A 15,069-nucleotide genomic window follows, 5' to 3' on the forward strand; every position below is an offset into this window, starting at 1 on the left:
GGTCAGCTCTGTTGGCAAAGTGGCTGGTTCAGTGGCTCTGGCCGTGCCAGGGCACCAGGCGCCGCTGCAGGGCGCGCAGGCCCATTTCCAGAGCGAAGGCGATCAGCGCGATGACCAGGATGCCCAGCACCACCACATCGGTGACCAGAAATTGCGCGGCCGACTGCACCATGAAGCCCAGGCCGCTGGTGGCTGCGATCAACTCGGCGGCGACCAGGGTCGACCAGCCGACGCCCAGGCCGATGCGGATACCGGTGAGGATGTCCGGCAGCGCACTGGGTATGATCACGTGGCGGATCAGCTGCGCCCGGGTGGCGCCCAGCGATTGCGCGGCGCGCAAACGGGCGGGATCGACATTGCGCACGCCGGTGGCCGTGGCGATGGCAATCGGCGCGAAGATGGCCAGGTAGATCAGCAACACCTTGGAGGTTTCACCGATGCCGCACCAGATCACGATGAGCGGCAGGTAGGCCAGCGGCGGGATGGGCCGGTAGAACTCGATCAGCGGATCGAGAATGCCTTGCGCTATGCGGTTGTGGCCGATGGCGATGCCCACCGGAATGGCGAACAGCACGGCGAATGCCAAGGCCAGGCCGATGCGCCCCAGGCTGGCACCCAAATGTTGCCACAACGTGGCGTCCATATAGCCCTGGGTTGCCAGCAGCCAGGCTTTGTCCAGCACCGCGCCGGGCGAGGGCAGGAACAGGGGCTCTATCAGCTCGGAGGCGGTCACCGCCCACCACAGTGCCAGCACGCCTGCCAGGGTCAACGTGCTGATGGCGCGCGTACTCAAGCGCCAGGGCCGGCGCGCGGCAGGTGCGCGGGCGCTGTCGAGAGCGTGCGTCGGGTAGAGGCTCATGCCGGCTCCTTGCGCGCAATGGCGCCCTGTGTGACAACGCGCTGGGCGAAAACCTGGGCAAGGACGTGCTCGCGGGTTTCGATGAATCGGCGATCGGACTTGATCGCCCGGGCGCTCTCGCCAGCGGCATAGCGCTGGCCGAAGTCCAGGCTCAGGCGCTCCTCGACATGGCCGGGGTTGGGCGCCAGCAGAATCAGATCGGTGGCCAGAAATACCGCTTCTTCGATGTCGTGGGTAATCAGGAACACCGGCTTGGCGGTACGTTGCCAGACCTGCAGCAGCAACTCCTGCATCTGCTCCCGGGTGAACGCATCCAGTGCGCCGAACGGCTCGTCCATCAACAGCACCTGCGGGTCGGCCGCCAGCGCTCGAGCCAGGCCCACGCGTTGACGCTGGCCACCGGAGAGTTGCCATATCTGTCGCTCGCCGAAACCTGCCAGGTCGACCAGCGCAAGCATGTCCCGCGCCCGCGCCTCACGCTGCGCCCGGCCGGTGCCTGCCAGTTGCAAACCGAAGGCGACATTGGTCAGGACGTCCTGCCAGGGCAACAAGGCGTCATCCTGAAAGACCACGCCACGGTCGGCCCCCGGCCCCTTCACCGCAACGCCGTCCAGGGTGATGCGGCCACTGCTGGGAGCCACGAAACCGGCGATCAGGTTGAGCAGCGAAGTCTTGCCGCTGCCCGATGGGCCCAGCGCGACGCACAGCTGCTGTGGCCCCAGGCTCAGCGAGATGTCCTGCAGCACCGGCTGCGCGGCGCCCGGGTAGTGGGCGCCGATACGGTCAAGAATCAATTGGGCCACGGTCGAACTCCGGTTGGCATGCGCGCGATCACTGAACGAACTGGGCGCTGACGTACGGCGTGTAGTCAGGCAGGAGCGCTTCCAGCTTGCCCTGCTCCTTGAGGAACTCGGCCGTCTTGGCCACCGCCTGCGCGGTGCCGCCACCCAGCAGCGCGGCGGAGGCCTGGGCCTGGGCATCGGGGTAGGTGGAGCCGGCGAGCAGGTCGGGGACGTCTGCGGCGTTGGCTCCCGTCAATTTGGCGATCTTGCGTACCGGCTCGGAATCGGCGGTCCACTGCGCCTGGTTCTTCGCATAGTCGGCGAACGAATCCAGCGTGACCTTGGCGAACCGGGCGATCACCTCGGGGTGCTTCTCGGCGTAATCCTTGCGCGCCACCCAGACCTCGAAAGTCGGTGCGCCCCACTGGCCGACCTGTGCGGCATCGGTCAGGGTCTTGCCGCTCTTGCGGATCTCGCCCAGGGCCGGCGACCAGACGAAGGCGCCATCGATGTCGCCACGTTTCCACGCAGCGGCAATTTCGGCCGGCTGCAGGTTGACCACCTTGACCTTGCCTTCCAGACCCCAATGCTTCAACGCGCCGAGCAGGCTGTAGTGGGAAGTGGACACGAACGGTGTGGCAATGGTCTTGCCGACCAACTGCTGCGGGTTGTCGATACCGCTGCCGTTGCGCACCACCAGGGCTTCGGCGGAATTGATCTGTGCAGAAACGATGAAGGCGACAATGGGCAGCTTGCGTGACGTGGCGGCTGCCAGCGGGCTCGATCCCAGGTTGCCGATCTGTACATCGCCCGAGGCAATCGCCGTGACCACTTCCGGGCCACTGTTGAAGCGCCGCCAGTCGATCTTCTCGCCAATGGCCTTTTCATAGGTGCCATCGGCCTGGGCGACCTTGCTGGGGTCGATGCCGGTCTGGTAGCCGACGGTCAACGTAGCGGCCTGGATGCCCATGGCCAGGCTGGCCAGGGCCAGGGTGCTGACCAGTTTTCGTGCGAAATGCTGCTTGGCCATGGTGGCTGCCTTTTGCGAGAGTCGGGTGGCTGAGGACCTTCGAACCCGCGCTGCCAAAGCGCGAAACGGCAAGTGTCGGAAGGGCGAATGAGGGCGAATCTAAACGATATAAGAAACGGCTTTGAAATACCGTTTAGGAATTAGCTTATGTTTTGCAACTGGATTGAACTTTTTTGTTTGGACGCACAAGGTTGTTATGCATTTAAATTCTAAAAAAACTTGAAACAATTCTTTTTGGTTTTGTGAAAATTTCGTTAACCTCGGCACCCAGAGTTTGGCTTAGACCAAGGTCTCGAATCGGCTTGTAAACATTGACTAACCGGTCACGCTTTGGCGCTAATCGCGCATCTGCGGACAAGGGGCGCCAGACCCCCGACCAAAGACACCACAAAAATTAGAAACCAGAGGAGCATCACATGTACAAGCAGTCGCTCGCCGCAGCCATCGCGCTCGCCAGCATCTCCACCAGTGTCTACGCCGCCGATCCGGCACCCTCGGGTTTCCTCGAAGCCAGCAAAGCAACGCTGAGCTCGCGGACCATGTATTTCCGCAACGATACCCGTGAAGGCACGGCGAACGACCAGGAAGAATCGGCTCAAGGCTTCCTCTTCAACTTCATTTCTGGCTACACCCCCGGCACCGTCGGCTTCGGTCTGGACGTGCAGGGCATGACCGGCATCCACCTGGACGGCGGCCGTGGTCACCACCCGAACAACAACAGCTTCTTCCCAAGCGACACCGACGGTTCGGCCGAGAAGTCGTGGTCGCGTGTAGGCGCCAACGGCAAGGTCAAGTTCGCCAAGACCGAACTCAAGGTGGGTAGCGCACTGCAGCCCAACCTGCCGATCCTGGTATCCAACGATGGTCGCTTGCTGCCTGCGGTTTACCAGGGCGGTATCCTGACCTCCAAGGACCTGGACAACTTCACCTTCACCGTCGGCCGACTGAACAAGTCTGCGGGCCGTGCGACCAGCAACTACTCGGGCCTGGGCCTGAACGGCGGTACGCAGGACTCGAACAACTTCCAGTTCGCCGGTGTCGACTGGAAGGCCACCAAGGATCTGACCCTGCAGGTCTACCACGCGCAGCTGGAAGACTATTACAAGCAGACCTTCCTCGGCGCCGTGCACGTACTGCCCCTGGGTGAAGACCAGTCGTTCAAGACCGACCTGCGCTACTTCGACAGCAGCTCCGACGGCAAGAACGGTGATGCTGGCTACCGCTTCAACAACAACAGCGGCTACGCCAAGAACCCTGGCGAAGTCGACAACAAGACCTGGAGTGCCATCTTCACCTACAGCATCGCTGGCCACGCATTCCTGGCCGGTTACCAGCAAGTGGGCGACGACGGCGGCATGCCGTTCATCAACAACGGCAGCGTTGTCGATGGCAACAACCGCAACGAAGGCAACGGCGGTTCCAGCGTCTATCTGTTCACCGACAGCATGGTCAACTCGTTCACCCGCGCTGGCGAAAACACCACGTTCGCCCAGTACTCCTATGACTTCAGCCGCATCGGCGTCCCTGGCCTGAAAGCCTCGGTTGCCTACCTGCATGGCGACGACATTCGCGCGGCCGGTACCGGTGACTCGAACAACTCCGAGTGGGAACGCGACATGCGCGTCGACTACGTGATCCAGAGCGGTCTGCTGAAGAACTTCGGCGCCACCCTGCGTAACGGTACCTACCGCAGCGACGTCGGCACCAACACCGATCAGACCCGTCTGATCTTCAACTACACGTACGCTTTCAAGTAATACGTGCCGTTGGAAAAAGCCCGCCTTGTGCGGGCTTTTTGTTTTCTGCCCTGGCGTTATTCCCGTTTCGCCTAGCCCCAGCACGATCCATTCTTTTTGTTTCCGGGCCGCTCAGTGCACAGTCATGCGCACAACAGCCCAGGAGCATCACCATGACCATTCGACTCGGCGACATCGCCCCCGATTTCCAGCAGGACTCGAGCCAGGGCACCATCAGCTTCCATCAATGGCTGGGCGACCAATGGGGGGTGCTGTTCTCGCACCCCGCCGATTTCACGCCGGTGTGCACCACCGAACTGGGTTTTACCGCCAAGCTCGCCGACGAGTTCGCCAGGCGCAACGTCAAGGCCATCGCGCTGTCGGTGGATCCGGTCGAATCCCATCATCGCTGGATCGGCGACATCGACGAGACTCAGGGCACCACAGTGAATTTCCCGATCCTGGCCGATGCCGACCGCAAGGTGTCCCAGCTCTACGATCTGATTCACCCGAACGCCAGTGACACCCTTACGGTGCGTTCGCTGTTCGTCATCGACCCGAACAAGAAGGTGCGGCTGACCATCACGTACCCGGCCAGTACCGGGCGCAATTTCCACGAGATCCTGCGGGTGATCGATTCGCTGCAATTGACCGACAGCCACAAGGTTGCTACCCCGGCCAACTGGCAGGATGGCGATGACGTGGTGATCGTGCCTTCGCTCAAGGACGAAGAGGAAATCAGGCAGCGCTTCCCCAAGGGCTACACGGCAGTGAAACCCTACCTGCGCCTGACCCCCCAGCCCAACCGCTGATCTGAACCTGATACAACTTGCCCTCTGTAGCAGCGGCGCGAGCCGCGTCCAGGACGTCGCGGTGTATCAAATGCACCGCATGGCCCGCTGACGCGGCTTGCGCCGCTGCTACAGGGATCGCGGTGATATCCATGCGGTGTGCGCAGAAGGGATAGGAAAATGTAGGTATATGTTTTTATCGAATAACCAAATGAATAAATATGATTTAAAGATATAAATCCTGCCTGCTACTGTTCCTTCCATTCCGGCGACTTCTCCAGAAGCGCTCCGATTTCGCTATTCAAGGATTTACCCCATGCTGGTCGTATCCCTGGGCGGCAGCCCCAGCCTGCGCTCGCGCTCCGGCGTACTGCTGGAGCGCAGCAAGCAGTGGCTGCAACGACAAGGCGTCGAAGTGGTGACGTTTCAGGTACGGGACTTCCCGGCCGAAGACCTGCTGCATGCCCGCTTCGACAGCCCGCACGTACTGCATTTCAACGAACTGGTCGGCAAGGCCGATGGCCTGGTGGTTGCCACGCCGGTATACAAGGCGTCGTTCTCCGGTGCGCTGAAGACGCTACTGGACCTGCTTCCCGAGCGTGCTCTGAGCAACAAGGTGGTGCTGCCCATTGCCACCGGTGGCAGCATCGCCCACATGCTGGCGGTGGACTACGCGCTGAAACCAGTGCTGGCTTCGCTCAAGGCCCAGGAAATGCTCCAGGGCATCTTCGCCGACGACAGCCAGATCGCCTATGGCGAAGGCAGTCATGCAGCCCAGTTGGCGCCAGCGCTCGAGCAGCGCCTGGAAAATGCGCTGCAGGAGTTTCATGCCTTCCTGCTGCGCAAACCACAGACCCATGACCCGGCCTTGCTCATGCAAAGCCTGCGCAGTGCCCGCTGGAGCATCTGATTCCAACCGCCGCTCGCGGCCGCGACACTTTTCGCTGTACCCACCTTACTGGCCCGCCAACGGGCAAGCAGGTGCAACCCAATTCCCCCTGCAGAAGGAGAGTGCCATGCGCACCCTGTTCTTGCGTCGTGGCGTGGTCGCACTGTTTGCTGCGGCTGTGTCGTTCGGCGCCATCACCCAGGCCCAGGCTGAAACCCTGCGCATCGGTTACCAGAAATACGGCACGCTGGTGCTGCTCAAGGCCAAGGGCACGCTGGAGAAACGCCTGGCGGCCCAGGGCGTCGACGTCAAATGGACCGAGTTTCCCGGCGGCCCGCAGTTGCTCGAAGGGCTGAACGTCGGTTCGATCGATTTCGGCGTGACCGGTGAAACCCCGCCGGTATTCGCCCAGGCCGCCGGGGCCGATCTGCTGTATGTGGCCTACGAGCCGCCAGCCCCGACCAGCGAAGCGATCCTGGTACCCAAGGATTCGACGATCCGCTCGGTCGCTGAACTCAAGGGCAAGAAGGTTGCGCTGAACAAGGGTTCCAACGTGCATTACCTGCTGGTGCGCGCGCTGGAAGAAGCCGGGCTCAAGTACTCCGACATCCAGACCGTCTACCTGCCGCCTTCCGATGCCCGCGCGGCGTTCGAGCGCGGCAGCGTCGATGCGTGGGTGATCTGGGATCCCTACCAGGCAGCGGCCGAGCAGCAGTTGCAGGCGCGCACCCTGCGCAACGGCCAGGGCATCGTCGACAACCTGCAGTTCTACCTGGCCACCAAACCCTATGCCGAGCAGCACCCCGAGGTGATCACCGCGCTGGTCGAGGAGGTACGCGCCGTGGGCGAGTGGTCCAAGGCGCATCCCGAAGAAGTGACCGCCCAGGTCGCACCGTTGCTGGGCCTGCCAGCGGACATCACCCTGACCTCGGTGAAACGCCAAGGCTACGGCGCGCAATTTCTCAACCCGCAGACCGTCGCCGCGCAGCAGAAGATCGCTGACAGCTTTCACCAGCTCAAGCTGATCCCCAAGCCGCTGCGCATTCAGGATGTGATCTGGACACCGCCGGCCAACGTTGCCAAGGCACCGTGATCCGCTGCGCCCCCGCCATCGCACAACTGCACCGGTGCCCGCGCATCGGTTCCGAGCCACGTCAGGAGACAACTCCATGAGCCTCAATATTTTCTGGTTTCTTCCCACCCACGGCGACGGTCATTACTTGGGCACCTCCGAAGGTGCACGGGCAGTCGACCACGGTTACCTGCAACAGATCGCGCAGGCGGCCGATCGCCTCGGCTACGGCGGCGTACTGATCCCTACCGGGCGCTCCTGCGAAGACTCCTGGCTGGTGGCGGCCTCGTTGATTCCGGTCACCCAGCGCCTGAAATTCCTGGTTGCCCTGCGCCCTGGAATCATCTCGCCCACCGTGGCCGCGCGTCAGGCAGCGACCCTGGACCGCTTGTCCAACGGCCGCGCGCTGTTCAACCTGGTCACTGGCGGCGACCCTGACGAGCTGTCCGGCGACGGTCTGTTCCTTACCCACGAGGAGCGCTACGAGGCGTCGGTGGAATTCACCCGTATCTGGCGCCGCGTGCTGGAAGGCGAAACGGTCGACTACGATGGCAAGCACCTCACCGTCAAAGGCGCCAAGCTGCTCTATCCGCCGGTGCAGCAGCCGCGTCCGCCGCTGTACTTCGGCGGGTCTTCCGATGCGGCTCAAGACCTTGCCGCCGAACAGGTGGAGATGTACCTGACCTGGGGCGAGCCACCGGCAGCGGTGGCCGAGAAGATCGCCCAGGTGCGCGAGAAGGCCGCCAAGCTCGGCCGGACCGTACGCTTCGGAATCCGCCTGCACGTGATCGTGCGTGAAACCAATGCAGAAGCCTGGCAGGCCGCCGAGCGGCTGATCGCCCATGTCGACGACGATACCATTGCCCGCGCCCAGGCTTCGCTGGCGCGCTTCGATTCGGTGGGTCAGCAGCGCATGGCCGCATTGCATGGCGGCAGCAAGGACAAGCTGGAGGTGAGCCCCAACCTGTGGGCCGGCGTCGGCCTGGTCCGCGGCGGCGCCGGAACCGCGCTGGTCGGTGACGGCCCGACGGTGGCCGAGCGAGTCAAGGAGTACGCCGCACTGGGCATCGACACGTTCATCTTCTCCGGCTACCCGCACCTGGAAGAGTCGTACCGCGTGGCCGAGCTGTTGTTCCCGCACCTGGACGTGCAGCGCCCGGAAGCGCCGACCGGCGCCAACTACGTCAGCCCGTTCGGTGAGATGGTGGCCAACGACATTTTGCCCAAGGCCGCCCAGCGCTGAGAAACTGCCATGAGTACAACGAGCAAAATCGTCCACCGGCTGGCGCCTTGGGCGCTGCCGGTGGGCCTGCTGTTGATCTGGCAGCTGGCGGTCAGCGTCGGCTGGCTGTCGACGCGGATCCTGCCAGCGCCCAGCGCGGTGTTCGCTGCAGGCGTCGCGCTGTTCAAGTCCGGGGAGATCTGGACGCACCTGGCCATCAGCGGCTGGCGCGCGGGCATCGGCTTCGCCATCGGTGGCGGCATCGGTCTGCTACTGGGGCTGATCAGCGGCCTGTCGCGCTGGGGCGAGCGCCTGCTCGACACCTCGGTGCAGATGATCCGCAACGTCCCGCACCTGGCGTTGATTCCGCTGGTGATTCTGTGGTTCGGTATCGATGAGTCGGCGAAGATCTTTCTGGTCGCGCTGGGCACATTGTTCCCGATCTACCTGAACACCTACCACGGCATCAAGAACGCCGACCCTGCGTTGGTGGAAATGGCACGCAGCTATGGCCTGTCCGGATTTCGTTTGTTCTGGCAGGTGATTCTGCCCGGGGCGTTACCTTCCATTCTGGTCGGCGTGCGTTTCGCCCTCGGCCTGATGTGGCTGACGCTGATCGTTGCGGAAACCATTTCCGCCAGCTCCGGCATCGGTTACCTGGCCATGAACGCGCGCGAATTCCTGCAGACCGACGTGGTGGTGCTGGCCATCGTGCTCTATGCGATTCTCGGCAAGCTGGCCGATTTGGCGGCGCGTGGGCTGGAGCGAGTGTGGCTGCGCTGGCACCCGGCCTACCAAACCAAGGGAGGTGCAGCATGACCGTTTTCAAGGAACAGCCGCAGAACCTGCGGCGCGGGATTCCACTGGCGGTTCGCCAGCTACGCAAGACCTTTGGCGAGCGCGAGGTACTGCGCGAGATCGACCTGAACATTCCGGCCGGGCAGTTCGTGGCCATCGTCGGCCGCAGCGGGTGCGGCAAGAGCACCTTGCTGCGCCTGCTGGCAGCACTCGACCAACCCACCAGCGGACAACTACTGGCAGGTTCCGGTCCGCTCAGCGATGCGCGCAACGACACCCGGCTGATGTTCCAGGAAGCCCGCCTGCTGCCATGGAAACGAGTGATCGACAACGTGGGCCTGGGGCTGTCCGGCAATTGGCGCGAGCAGGCCTTGCAGGCGCTCGAAGCGGTGGGCCTGGCCGAGCGCGCCGATGAGTGGCCGGCGGGGTTGTCCGGCGGGCAGAAGCAGCGCGTGGCGCTGGCGCGGGCCCTGATTCACAAGCCGCGGCTGTTGCTGCTGGACGAGCCCTTGGGGGCGCTGGATGCGCTCACGCGCATCGAGATGCAGCAGTTGATCGAGAGCCTGTGGCGCAAGCACGGTTTCACCGTGTTGCTGGTAACCCACGATGTGGCCGAGGCGGTGGCGATTGCCGACCGGGTGATTCTGATCGAGGAGGGGCGCATTGGTCTTGACCTGGCCGTCGAGTTGCCACGTCCGCGCGCTCGCGGTTCCCATCGCCTGGCGGCGCTGGAAAGCGAAGTGCTCAATCGAGTATTGGCGCTGCCGGGCAATCCACCGGAGCCCGAGCCGCCGTCGCCGTTGCCGACCCAGTTGCGCTGGGCACGCTGATCCGGACGCGGTACGTCAGGTATCCGCACGTACCGCCGACGCGGCTCGCGCCGCTGCTACAGGGACTGCATACCTAGACGAAACGGCGATCCCCCGTAGCAGCGGCGCGAGCCGCGTCCGGGTGCGACGCGATGCACCTGCCGCACCGCAGCCCAGAAGACACACCGCATTCAGATGACACGATGAAACCCTGTAGCAGCGGCGCAAGCCGCGTCCGGGTGCGACGCGGTGCACCTGCCGCACCGCAGGCCAGAAGACGCGTTCATGAACGCTGTGGTATGGCTGGCATACCACAGGGTCCGGCCCTTATACGGTGTGCAGGTACCAGTTGTACTCGAGGTCCGAGATGGAGTGCTCGAATTCTTCCAACTCGCTTTCCTTGCAGGCCACGAAGATATCGATGTATTTCGGATCGATGTATTTGGCCAACACCTCGCTGTCGTCCAGCAGGCGCAGGGCATCGCGCAGGTTGGTCGGCAGGCTCTGCTCGTTCTGCTCGTAGGAGTTGCCCGTCACCGGCTCGTTGGGCTCGACCTGATTGGTCAGGCCGTGGTGCACGCCGGCCAATACTGCGGCCATCAACAGGTAAGGGTTGGCATCGGCGCCGGCAACGCGGTGTTCCAGGCGCACGGCATCCGGGGTTCCGGTAGGCACGCGCAAGGCAACGGTACGGTTGTCCAGGCCCCAGCAGGGCGAGTTGGGCACGTAGAACTGAGCACCGAAGCGGCGGTACGAATTGACGTTCGGGCACAGGAACGCCATCGACGCGGGCAGGGTCTCGAGCACACCGCCGATCGCGTGACGCAATGCGGCGTTCTGCTCGGGATCCTCACTGGTGAAGATGTTCTTGCCGTCCTTGTCCAGGATCGAGATGTGCACGTGCAGCCCGTTGCCCGCCTGGCCCGGATAGGGCTTGGCCATGAACGTGGTGTCCATCTCGTGGTCGTAGGCGATGTTCTTGATCAGGCGCTTGAGCAGCACTGCATAGTCGCAGGCCTTCATGGCATCCGGGACGTGGTGCAGGTTGACCTCGAACTGCGCCGGCGCACTTTCCTTGACGATGGCGTCGGCCGGGATGCCCTGTTCCTTCGCCCCTTCGAGGATGTCCTGCAGGCAGTCCACGTACTCGTCCAGGTCGTCGATCAGATACACCTGGGTCGAATGCGGACGCTTGCCGGAGATCGGCGAGCGCGGCGGCTGCGGTCGACCGTTCACGTTTTCCTGGTCGATCAGGTAGAACTCCAGCTCGAAGGCGGCGCAGATGGTCAGGCCCATGGCGTCGAACTTCTCGACGACCTGGCGCAGCACTTCACGCGGGTCGGCGAAGAACGGCTCGCCTTCGAGTTCGTGCATGGTCATCAGCAACTGCGCGGTAGGGCGCTTCTGCCAAGGCTCGTTGCACAGGGTGTCGGGAATGGGGTAGCAGATACGATCGGCATCGCCGATGTCCAGGCCAAGACCGGTGCTTTCCACGGTAGAGCCGTTGATGTCCAGGGCAAACAGCGAGGCGGGCAGGTTGATGCCTTTCTCGTAAACCTTGTGGAGGCTGGTGCGCTCGATGCGCTTGCCACGCACCACACCATTCATATCTGCAATCAGAAGGTCGACGTACAGAACCTCAGGATGTTCCTTAAGGAATGCGTTCGCTTCGTTAAGCTGAACGGCACGCGGGGGTACCGACATGATGCAACACCTTTGTTGTTAAAAATATCAATCATTGGGTCGAACAGGTTTCAGTCAATCCGAAAGCCAACACTAAGTCAAGCGAGCCGGGTTTTGCCCTGAAAGAGCGCTGTTGAGCCTCTTTTGCTGCATATCGGGGCGCATGCGCCTGGCAATTACGGTGCCTTGCAACTGGCTGAAAAGTGTCTGCGGAAGTTTGCCGCCTGATAGTTGTGGAAAAAAATGAACAAGGCTAAGCTCGTTTTCAACCCGCCATTTCAATAATACCGAGGGTGAGTCATGGCACGCCTGCCATTATCTGATGGAGCTCGCTGCAGCCACCGGTTGCCGGCGACCAGAATAATTGACAGCCCACGGCGTTGCGTCTCTGTTTTTTTGTCCCTCCTGTACTGCCTGAGCCCCGAAACCGCTACCCTGAGCTTCACGTTCCGGCCGGGTATCGAGAGGCCGGGTGGGCAGTGTGCAGCCCTCGCTTGACCGCTTTCCCAACGACGCCCACGCGTCAACTCGTGCCCGGCTCGCCGCGAGCCAGGTCAATGGCCTCCTGAGGTATTTATGAGTCCCAACCTCGACCAGCTCACCGATTGGTTGAAAGATCACAAGATCACCGAAGTCGAATGCCTGATCGCCGACCTCACCGGGATCACCCGCGGCAAGATTTCCCCGACCAACAAGTTCATCGCCGAAAAAGGCATGCGCTTGCCGGAAAGTGTTCTATTGCAAACCGTGACTGGCGACTATGTAGAAGACGACATCTACTACGAGTTGCTCGACCCTGCCGACATCGACATGATCTGCCGCCCCGACGAGAACGCGGTGTTTCTCGTTCCCTGGGCCATAGAGCCCACGGCGCAGGTCATCCACGACACGTACGACAAGCAGGGCAACCCCATCGAGCTGTCGCCGCGCAACGTGCTCAAGAAGGTCTTGAAACTGTATGCGGACCGAGGCTGGCAGCCGATCGTGGCGCCGGAGATGGAGTTCTACCTGACCAAGCGCTGCGAAGACCCGGACTTCCCGCTGCAGCCGCCGATCGGCCGCTCGGGACGCCCGGAAACCGGTCGACAGTCGTTTTCCATCGAGGCGGCGAACGAGTTCGATCCGTTGTTCGAAGACGTCTACGACTGGTGCGAGGCGCAGAACCTTGACCTCGACACCCTGATCCACGAAGACGGCACGGCGCAGATGGAAATCAACTTCCGGCACGGCAATGCCCTGCACCTGGCCGACCAGATCCTGGTGTTCAAACGCACCATGCGCGAGGCCGCGCTCAAGCACAACGTCGCCGCCACCTTCATGGCCAAGCCGATGACGGGCGAGCCGGGCAGTGCCATGCACCTGCACCAGAGCATCGTCGATTCGGCCACCGGCAAGAACATCTTTGCCAATGAAGACGGCTCGATGAGCCAGCTGTTCCTGCACCACGTCGGCGGCCTGCAGAAATTCATTCCCGAACTGCTGCCGCTGTTCGCGCCCAACGTCAATTCGTTCCGTCGTTTCCTGCCCGACACTTCGGCGCCGGTCAACGTCGAGTGGGGCGAGGAAAACCGCACCGTTGGCCTGCGCGTGCCCGACGCCACGCCGCAGAACCGGCGGGTCGAGAACCGCTTGCCGGGCGCCGATGCCAACCCGTACCTGGCCATCGCCGCCAGCCTGTTGTGCGGCTATATCGGCATGGTCGAGGGCCTGAACCCGAGTGCGCCGGTGCAGGGCCGTGGCTACGAACGGCGCAACCTGCGCCTGCCGTTGACCATCGAGGATGCGCTGGAGCGCATGGAAAACTGCAAGACGGTGGAGAAGTACCTGGGCAAGAAATTCGTCGTTGGCTATGTTGCGGTCAAGCGCGCCGAACACGAAAACTTCAAACGCGTGATCAGCTCGTGGGAACGTGAGTTCCTGCTGTTCGCGGTGTGAGAAAAAGGAGCGACAGATGAGCAACAACAACCCCCAGACCCAGCATTGGCAAGACTTGAGCAGCGCCCACCACCTGGCGCCGTTCAGCGACTACACGCAGCTGGCGCAGAAGGGTCCGCGGATCATCACCAAGGCCGACGGCGTGTACCTGTGGGACAGCGAAGGGCACAAGATCCTCGACGGCATGGCCGGCCTGTGGTGCGTGGCGATCGGCTACGGTCGCGAGGAACTGGTGCAGGCAGCCAGCAAGCAGATGCGCGAACTGCCGTACTACAACCTGTTTTTCCAGACCGCCCACCCGCCCGCTCTCGAGCTGGCCAAGGCCATCGCCGACCTGGCGCCCGAGGGCATGAACCATGTGTTCTTCACTGGCTCCGGTTCCGAGGGCAACGACACCGTGCTGCGCCTGGTGCGCCATTACTGGGCGCTCAAGGGCAAGCCCGAGAAAAAGGTGATCATCAGCCGCATCAATGGCTACCACGGCTCCACCGTGGCCGGCGCCAGCCTGGGCGGCATGGCGGGCATGCACGAGCAGGGCGATCTGCCGATCCCGGGCATCGTGCACATTGCCCAGCCGTACTGGTTCGGCGAGGGCGGTGACATGACCCCGGACGCGTTCGGCATCTGGGCCGCCGAGCAGTTGGAAAAGAAGATCCTGGAAGTGGGCGAAGACAACGTCGCGGCGTTCATCGCCGAGCCGATCCAGGGCGCCGGCGGTGTGATCATTCCGCCCGAGACCTACTGGCCGAAGGTCAAGGAAGTGCTGGCGCGCTACGACATCCTGTTCGTGGCCGATGAAGTCATCTGCGGCTTCGGCCGTACCGGCCACTGGTTCGGCAGCGACTACTATGATCTGGCGCCCGACCTGATGACCATCGCCAAGGGCCTCACCAGCGGCTACATCCCCATGGGCGGCGTCATCGTGCGCGACGAGGTGGTGCAGGTGATCAACCAGGGTGGCGACTTCAACCACGGCTTCACCTATTCCGGGCATCCGGTCGCGGCGGCGGTGGCGCTGGAAAACCTGCGTATCCTGCGCGACGAGCACATCGTCGACACGGTCCGGACCGATGCGGCACCGTATTTGCAAAAGCGTCTGCGCGAACTGCAGGACCATCCGCTGGTGGGTGAGGTCCGTGGCCTGGGCATGCTCGGCGCCATCGAACTGGTCAAGGACAAGGCGACTCGCAGCCGTCACGAAGGGCGGGGCGCCGGTATGATCTGTCGGCAGTTCTGCTTCGACAACGGGCTGATCATGCGGGCCGTCGGTGACACCATGATCATTGCACCGCCGCTGGTCATCAGCCACGCCGAGATCGACGAGCTGGTGAGCAAGGCACGGCTTTGCCTGGACCTGACACTCGAAGCACTCGGGGGCTAGATGCTAGGCTTGCTCCCGTCGGGAGCATCGGTACGCAAAATGCGACGGCGTTCCGTAGGAGCGGTCACCGGCCGCGAAAGCT

The 15,069-nt window shown here is 62.9% G+C and carries 13 protein-coding genes; 9 read left to right on the forward strand and 4 right to left on the reverse strand.

The window, feature by feature from the left end:
- Positions 1-28 precede the first annotated feature (28 nt).
- The 3 genes from tauC to tauA are packed head-to-tail and all read right to left on the reverse strand — an operon-like array spanning position 29 to position 2,671.
- Positions 29-859, reverse strand: coding sequence for a taurine ABC transporter permease TauC (gene tauC, locus IFT44_RS16135; RefSeq protein WP_192055056.1), 831 nt, complete (start codon positions 857-859; stop codon positions 29-31).
- Positions 856-1,662, reverse strand: a complete 807-nt coding sequence (gene tauB, locus IFT44_RS16140; protein WP_122479883.1) for a taurine ABC transporter ATP-binding subunit — start codon at positions 1,660-1,662, stop codon at positions 856-858. Before tauB ends, tauC begins: the two co-directional genes overlap by 4 nt.
- A gap of 28 nt (positions 1,663-1,690) precedes the next feature.
- Entirely contained in the window at positions 1,691-2,671 is a 981-nt protein-coding gene (gene tauA / locus IFT44_RS16145) for a taurine ABC transporter substrate-binding protein (RefSeq protein WP_122796192.1), read from the reverse strand.
- A 416-nt stretch (positions 2,672-3,087) separates the two neighbouring features.
- Between tauA and IFT44_RS16150 the strand changes: the two genes are divergently transcribed.
- From IFT44_RS16150 to ssuB, 7 genes are all read left to right on the forward strand, one after another.
- On the forward strand, positions 3,088-4,428 hold the full coding sequence (locus IFT44_RS16150; protein ID WP_192176222.1) for an OprD family outer membrane porin: 1,341 nt from the start codon (positions 3,088-3,090) through the stop codon (positions 4,426-4,428).
- Positions 4,429-4,580: 152 nt separating this feature from the next.
- Positions 4,581-5,219 (forward strand): peroxiredoxin, encoded by a 639-nt coding sequence (locus IFT44_RS16155; RefSeq protein ID WP_122479880.1) that lies wholly within the window; start codon positions 4,581-4,583, stop codon positions 5,217-5,219.
- Positions 5,220-5,514: 295 nt separating this feature from the next.
- Complete coding sequence (ssuE, locus tag IFT44_RS16160) at positions 5,515-6,108, forward strand: NADPH-dependent FMN reductase (RefSeq protein ID WP_122479879.1); 594 nt, start codon at positions 5,515-5,517, stop codon at positions 6,106-6,108.
- Positions 6,109-6,214: 106 nt separating this feature from the next.
- Positions 6,215-7,180, forward strand: coding sequence for a sulfonate ABC transporter substrate-binding protein (locus IFT44_RS16165; protein ID WP_185794712.1), 966 nt, complete (start codon positions 6,215-6,217; stop codon positions 7,178-7,180).
- Positions 7,181-7,256: 76 nt separating this feature from the next.
- On the forward strand, positions 7,257-8,402 hold the full coding sequence (ssuD, locus tag IFT44_RS16170) for an FMNH2-dependent alkanesulfonate monooxygenase (protein WP_185794713.1): 1,146 nt from the start codon (positions 7,257-7,259) through the stop codon (positions 8,400-8,402).
- Positions 8,403-8,411: 9 nt separating this feature from the next.
- Positions 8,412-9,200 carry an aliphatic sulfonate ABC transporter permease SsuC gene (gene ssuC, locus IFT44_RS16175; RefSeq protein WP_192176223.1) on the forward strand — a complete coding sequence of 263 codons (789 nt, stop codon included), beginning with the start codon at positions 8,412-8,414 and terminating at the stop codon, positions 9,198-9,200.
- Positions 9,197-10,009, forward strand: a complete 813-nt coding sequence (ssuB, locus tag IFT44_RS16180) for an aliphatic sulfonates ABC transporter ATP-binding protein (RefSeq protein ID WP_122479875.1) — start codon at positions 9,197-9,199, stop codon at positions 10,007-10,009. The genes ssuC and ssuB overlap by 4 nt, the downstream gene beginning before the upstream one ends.
- Positions 10,010-10,315: 306 nt before the next feature.
- Here ssuB and IFT44_RS16185 read toward each other — a convergent pair whose 3' ends face one another.
- Positions 10,316-11,692, reverse strand: a complete 1,377-nt coding sequence (locus tag IFT44_RS16185; protein ID WP_122479874.1) for a glutamine synthetase family protein — start codon at positions 11,690-11,692, stop codon at positions 10,316-10,318.
- Positions 11,693-12,247: 555 nt separating this feature from the next.
- Here IFT44_RS16185 and IFT44_RS16190 point away from each other — a divergent pair.
- Both IFT44_RS16190 and IFT44_RS16195 read left to right on the forward strand, forming a co-directional pair.
- Positions 12,248-13,606 carry a glutamine synthetase family protein gene (locus IFT44_RS16190; protein ID WP_122479873.1) on the forward strand — a complete coding sequence of 453 codons (1,359 nt, stop codon included), beginning with the start codon at positions 12,248-12,250 and terminating at the stop codon, positions 13,604-13,606.
- Positions 13,607-13,622: 16 nt separating this feature from the next.
- Positions 13,623-14,987 carry an aspartate aminotransferase family protein gene (locus IFT44_RS16195; RefSeq protein ID WP_122479872.1) on the forward strand — a complete coding sequence of 455 codons (1,365 nt, stop codon included), beginning with the start codon at positions 13,623-13,625 and terminating at the stop codon, positions 14,985-14,987.
- Positions 14,988-15,069 lie beyond the last annotated feature (82 nt).

The organism is Pseudomonas sp. CFBP 13710 (genome assembly GCF_014842235.1).
Lineage (GTDB): Bacteria > Pseudomonadota > Gammaproteobacteria > Pseudomonadales > Pseudomonadaceae > Aquipseudomonas > Aquipseudomonas baltica.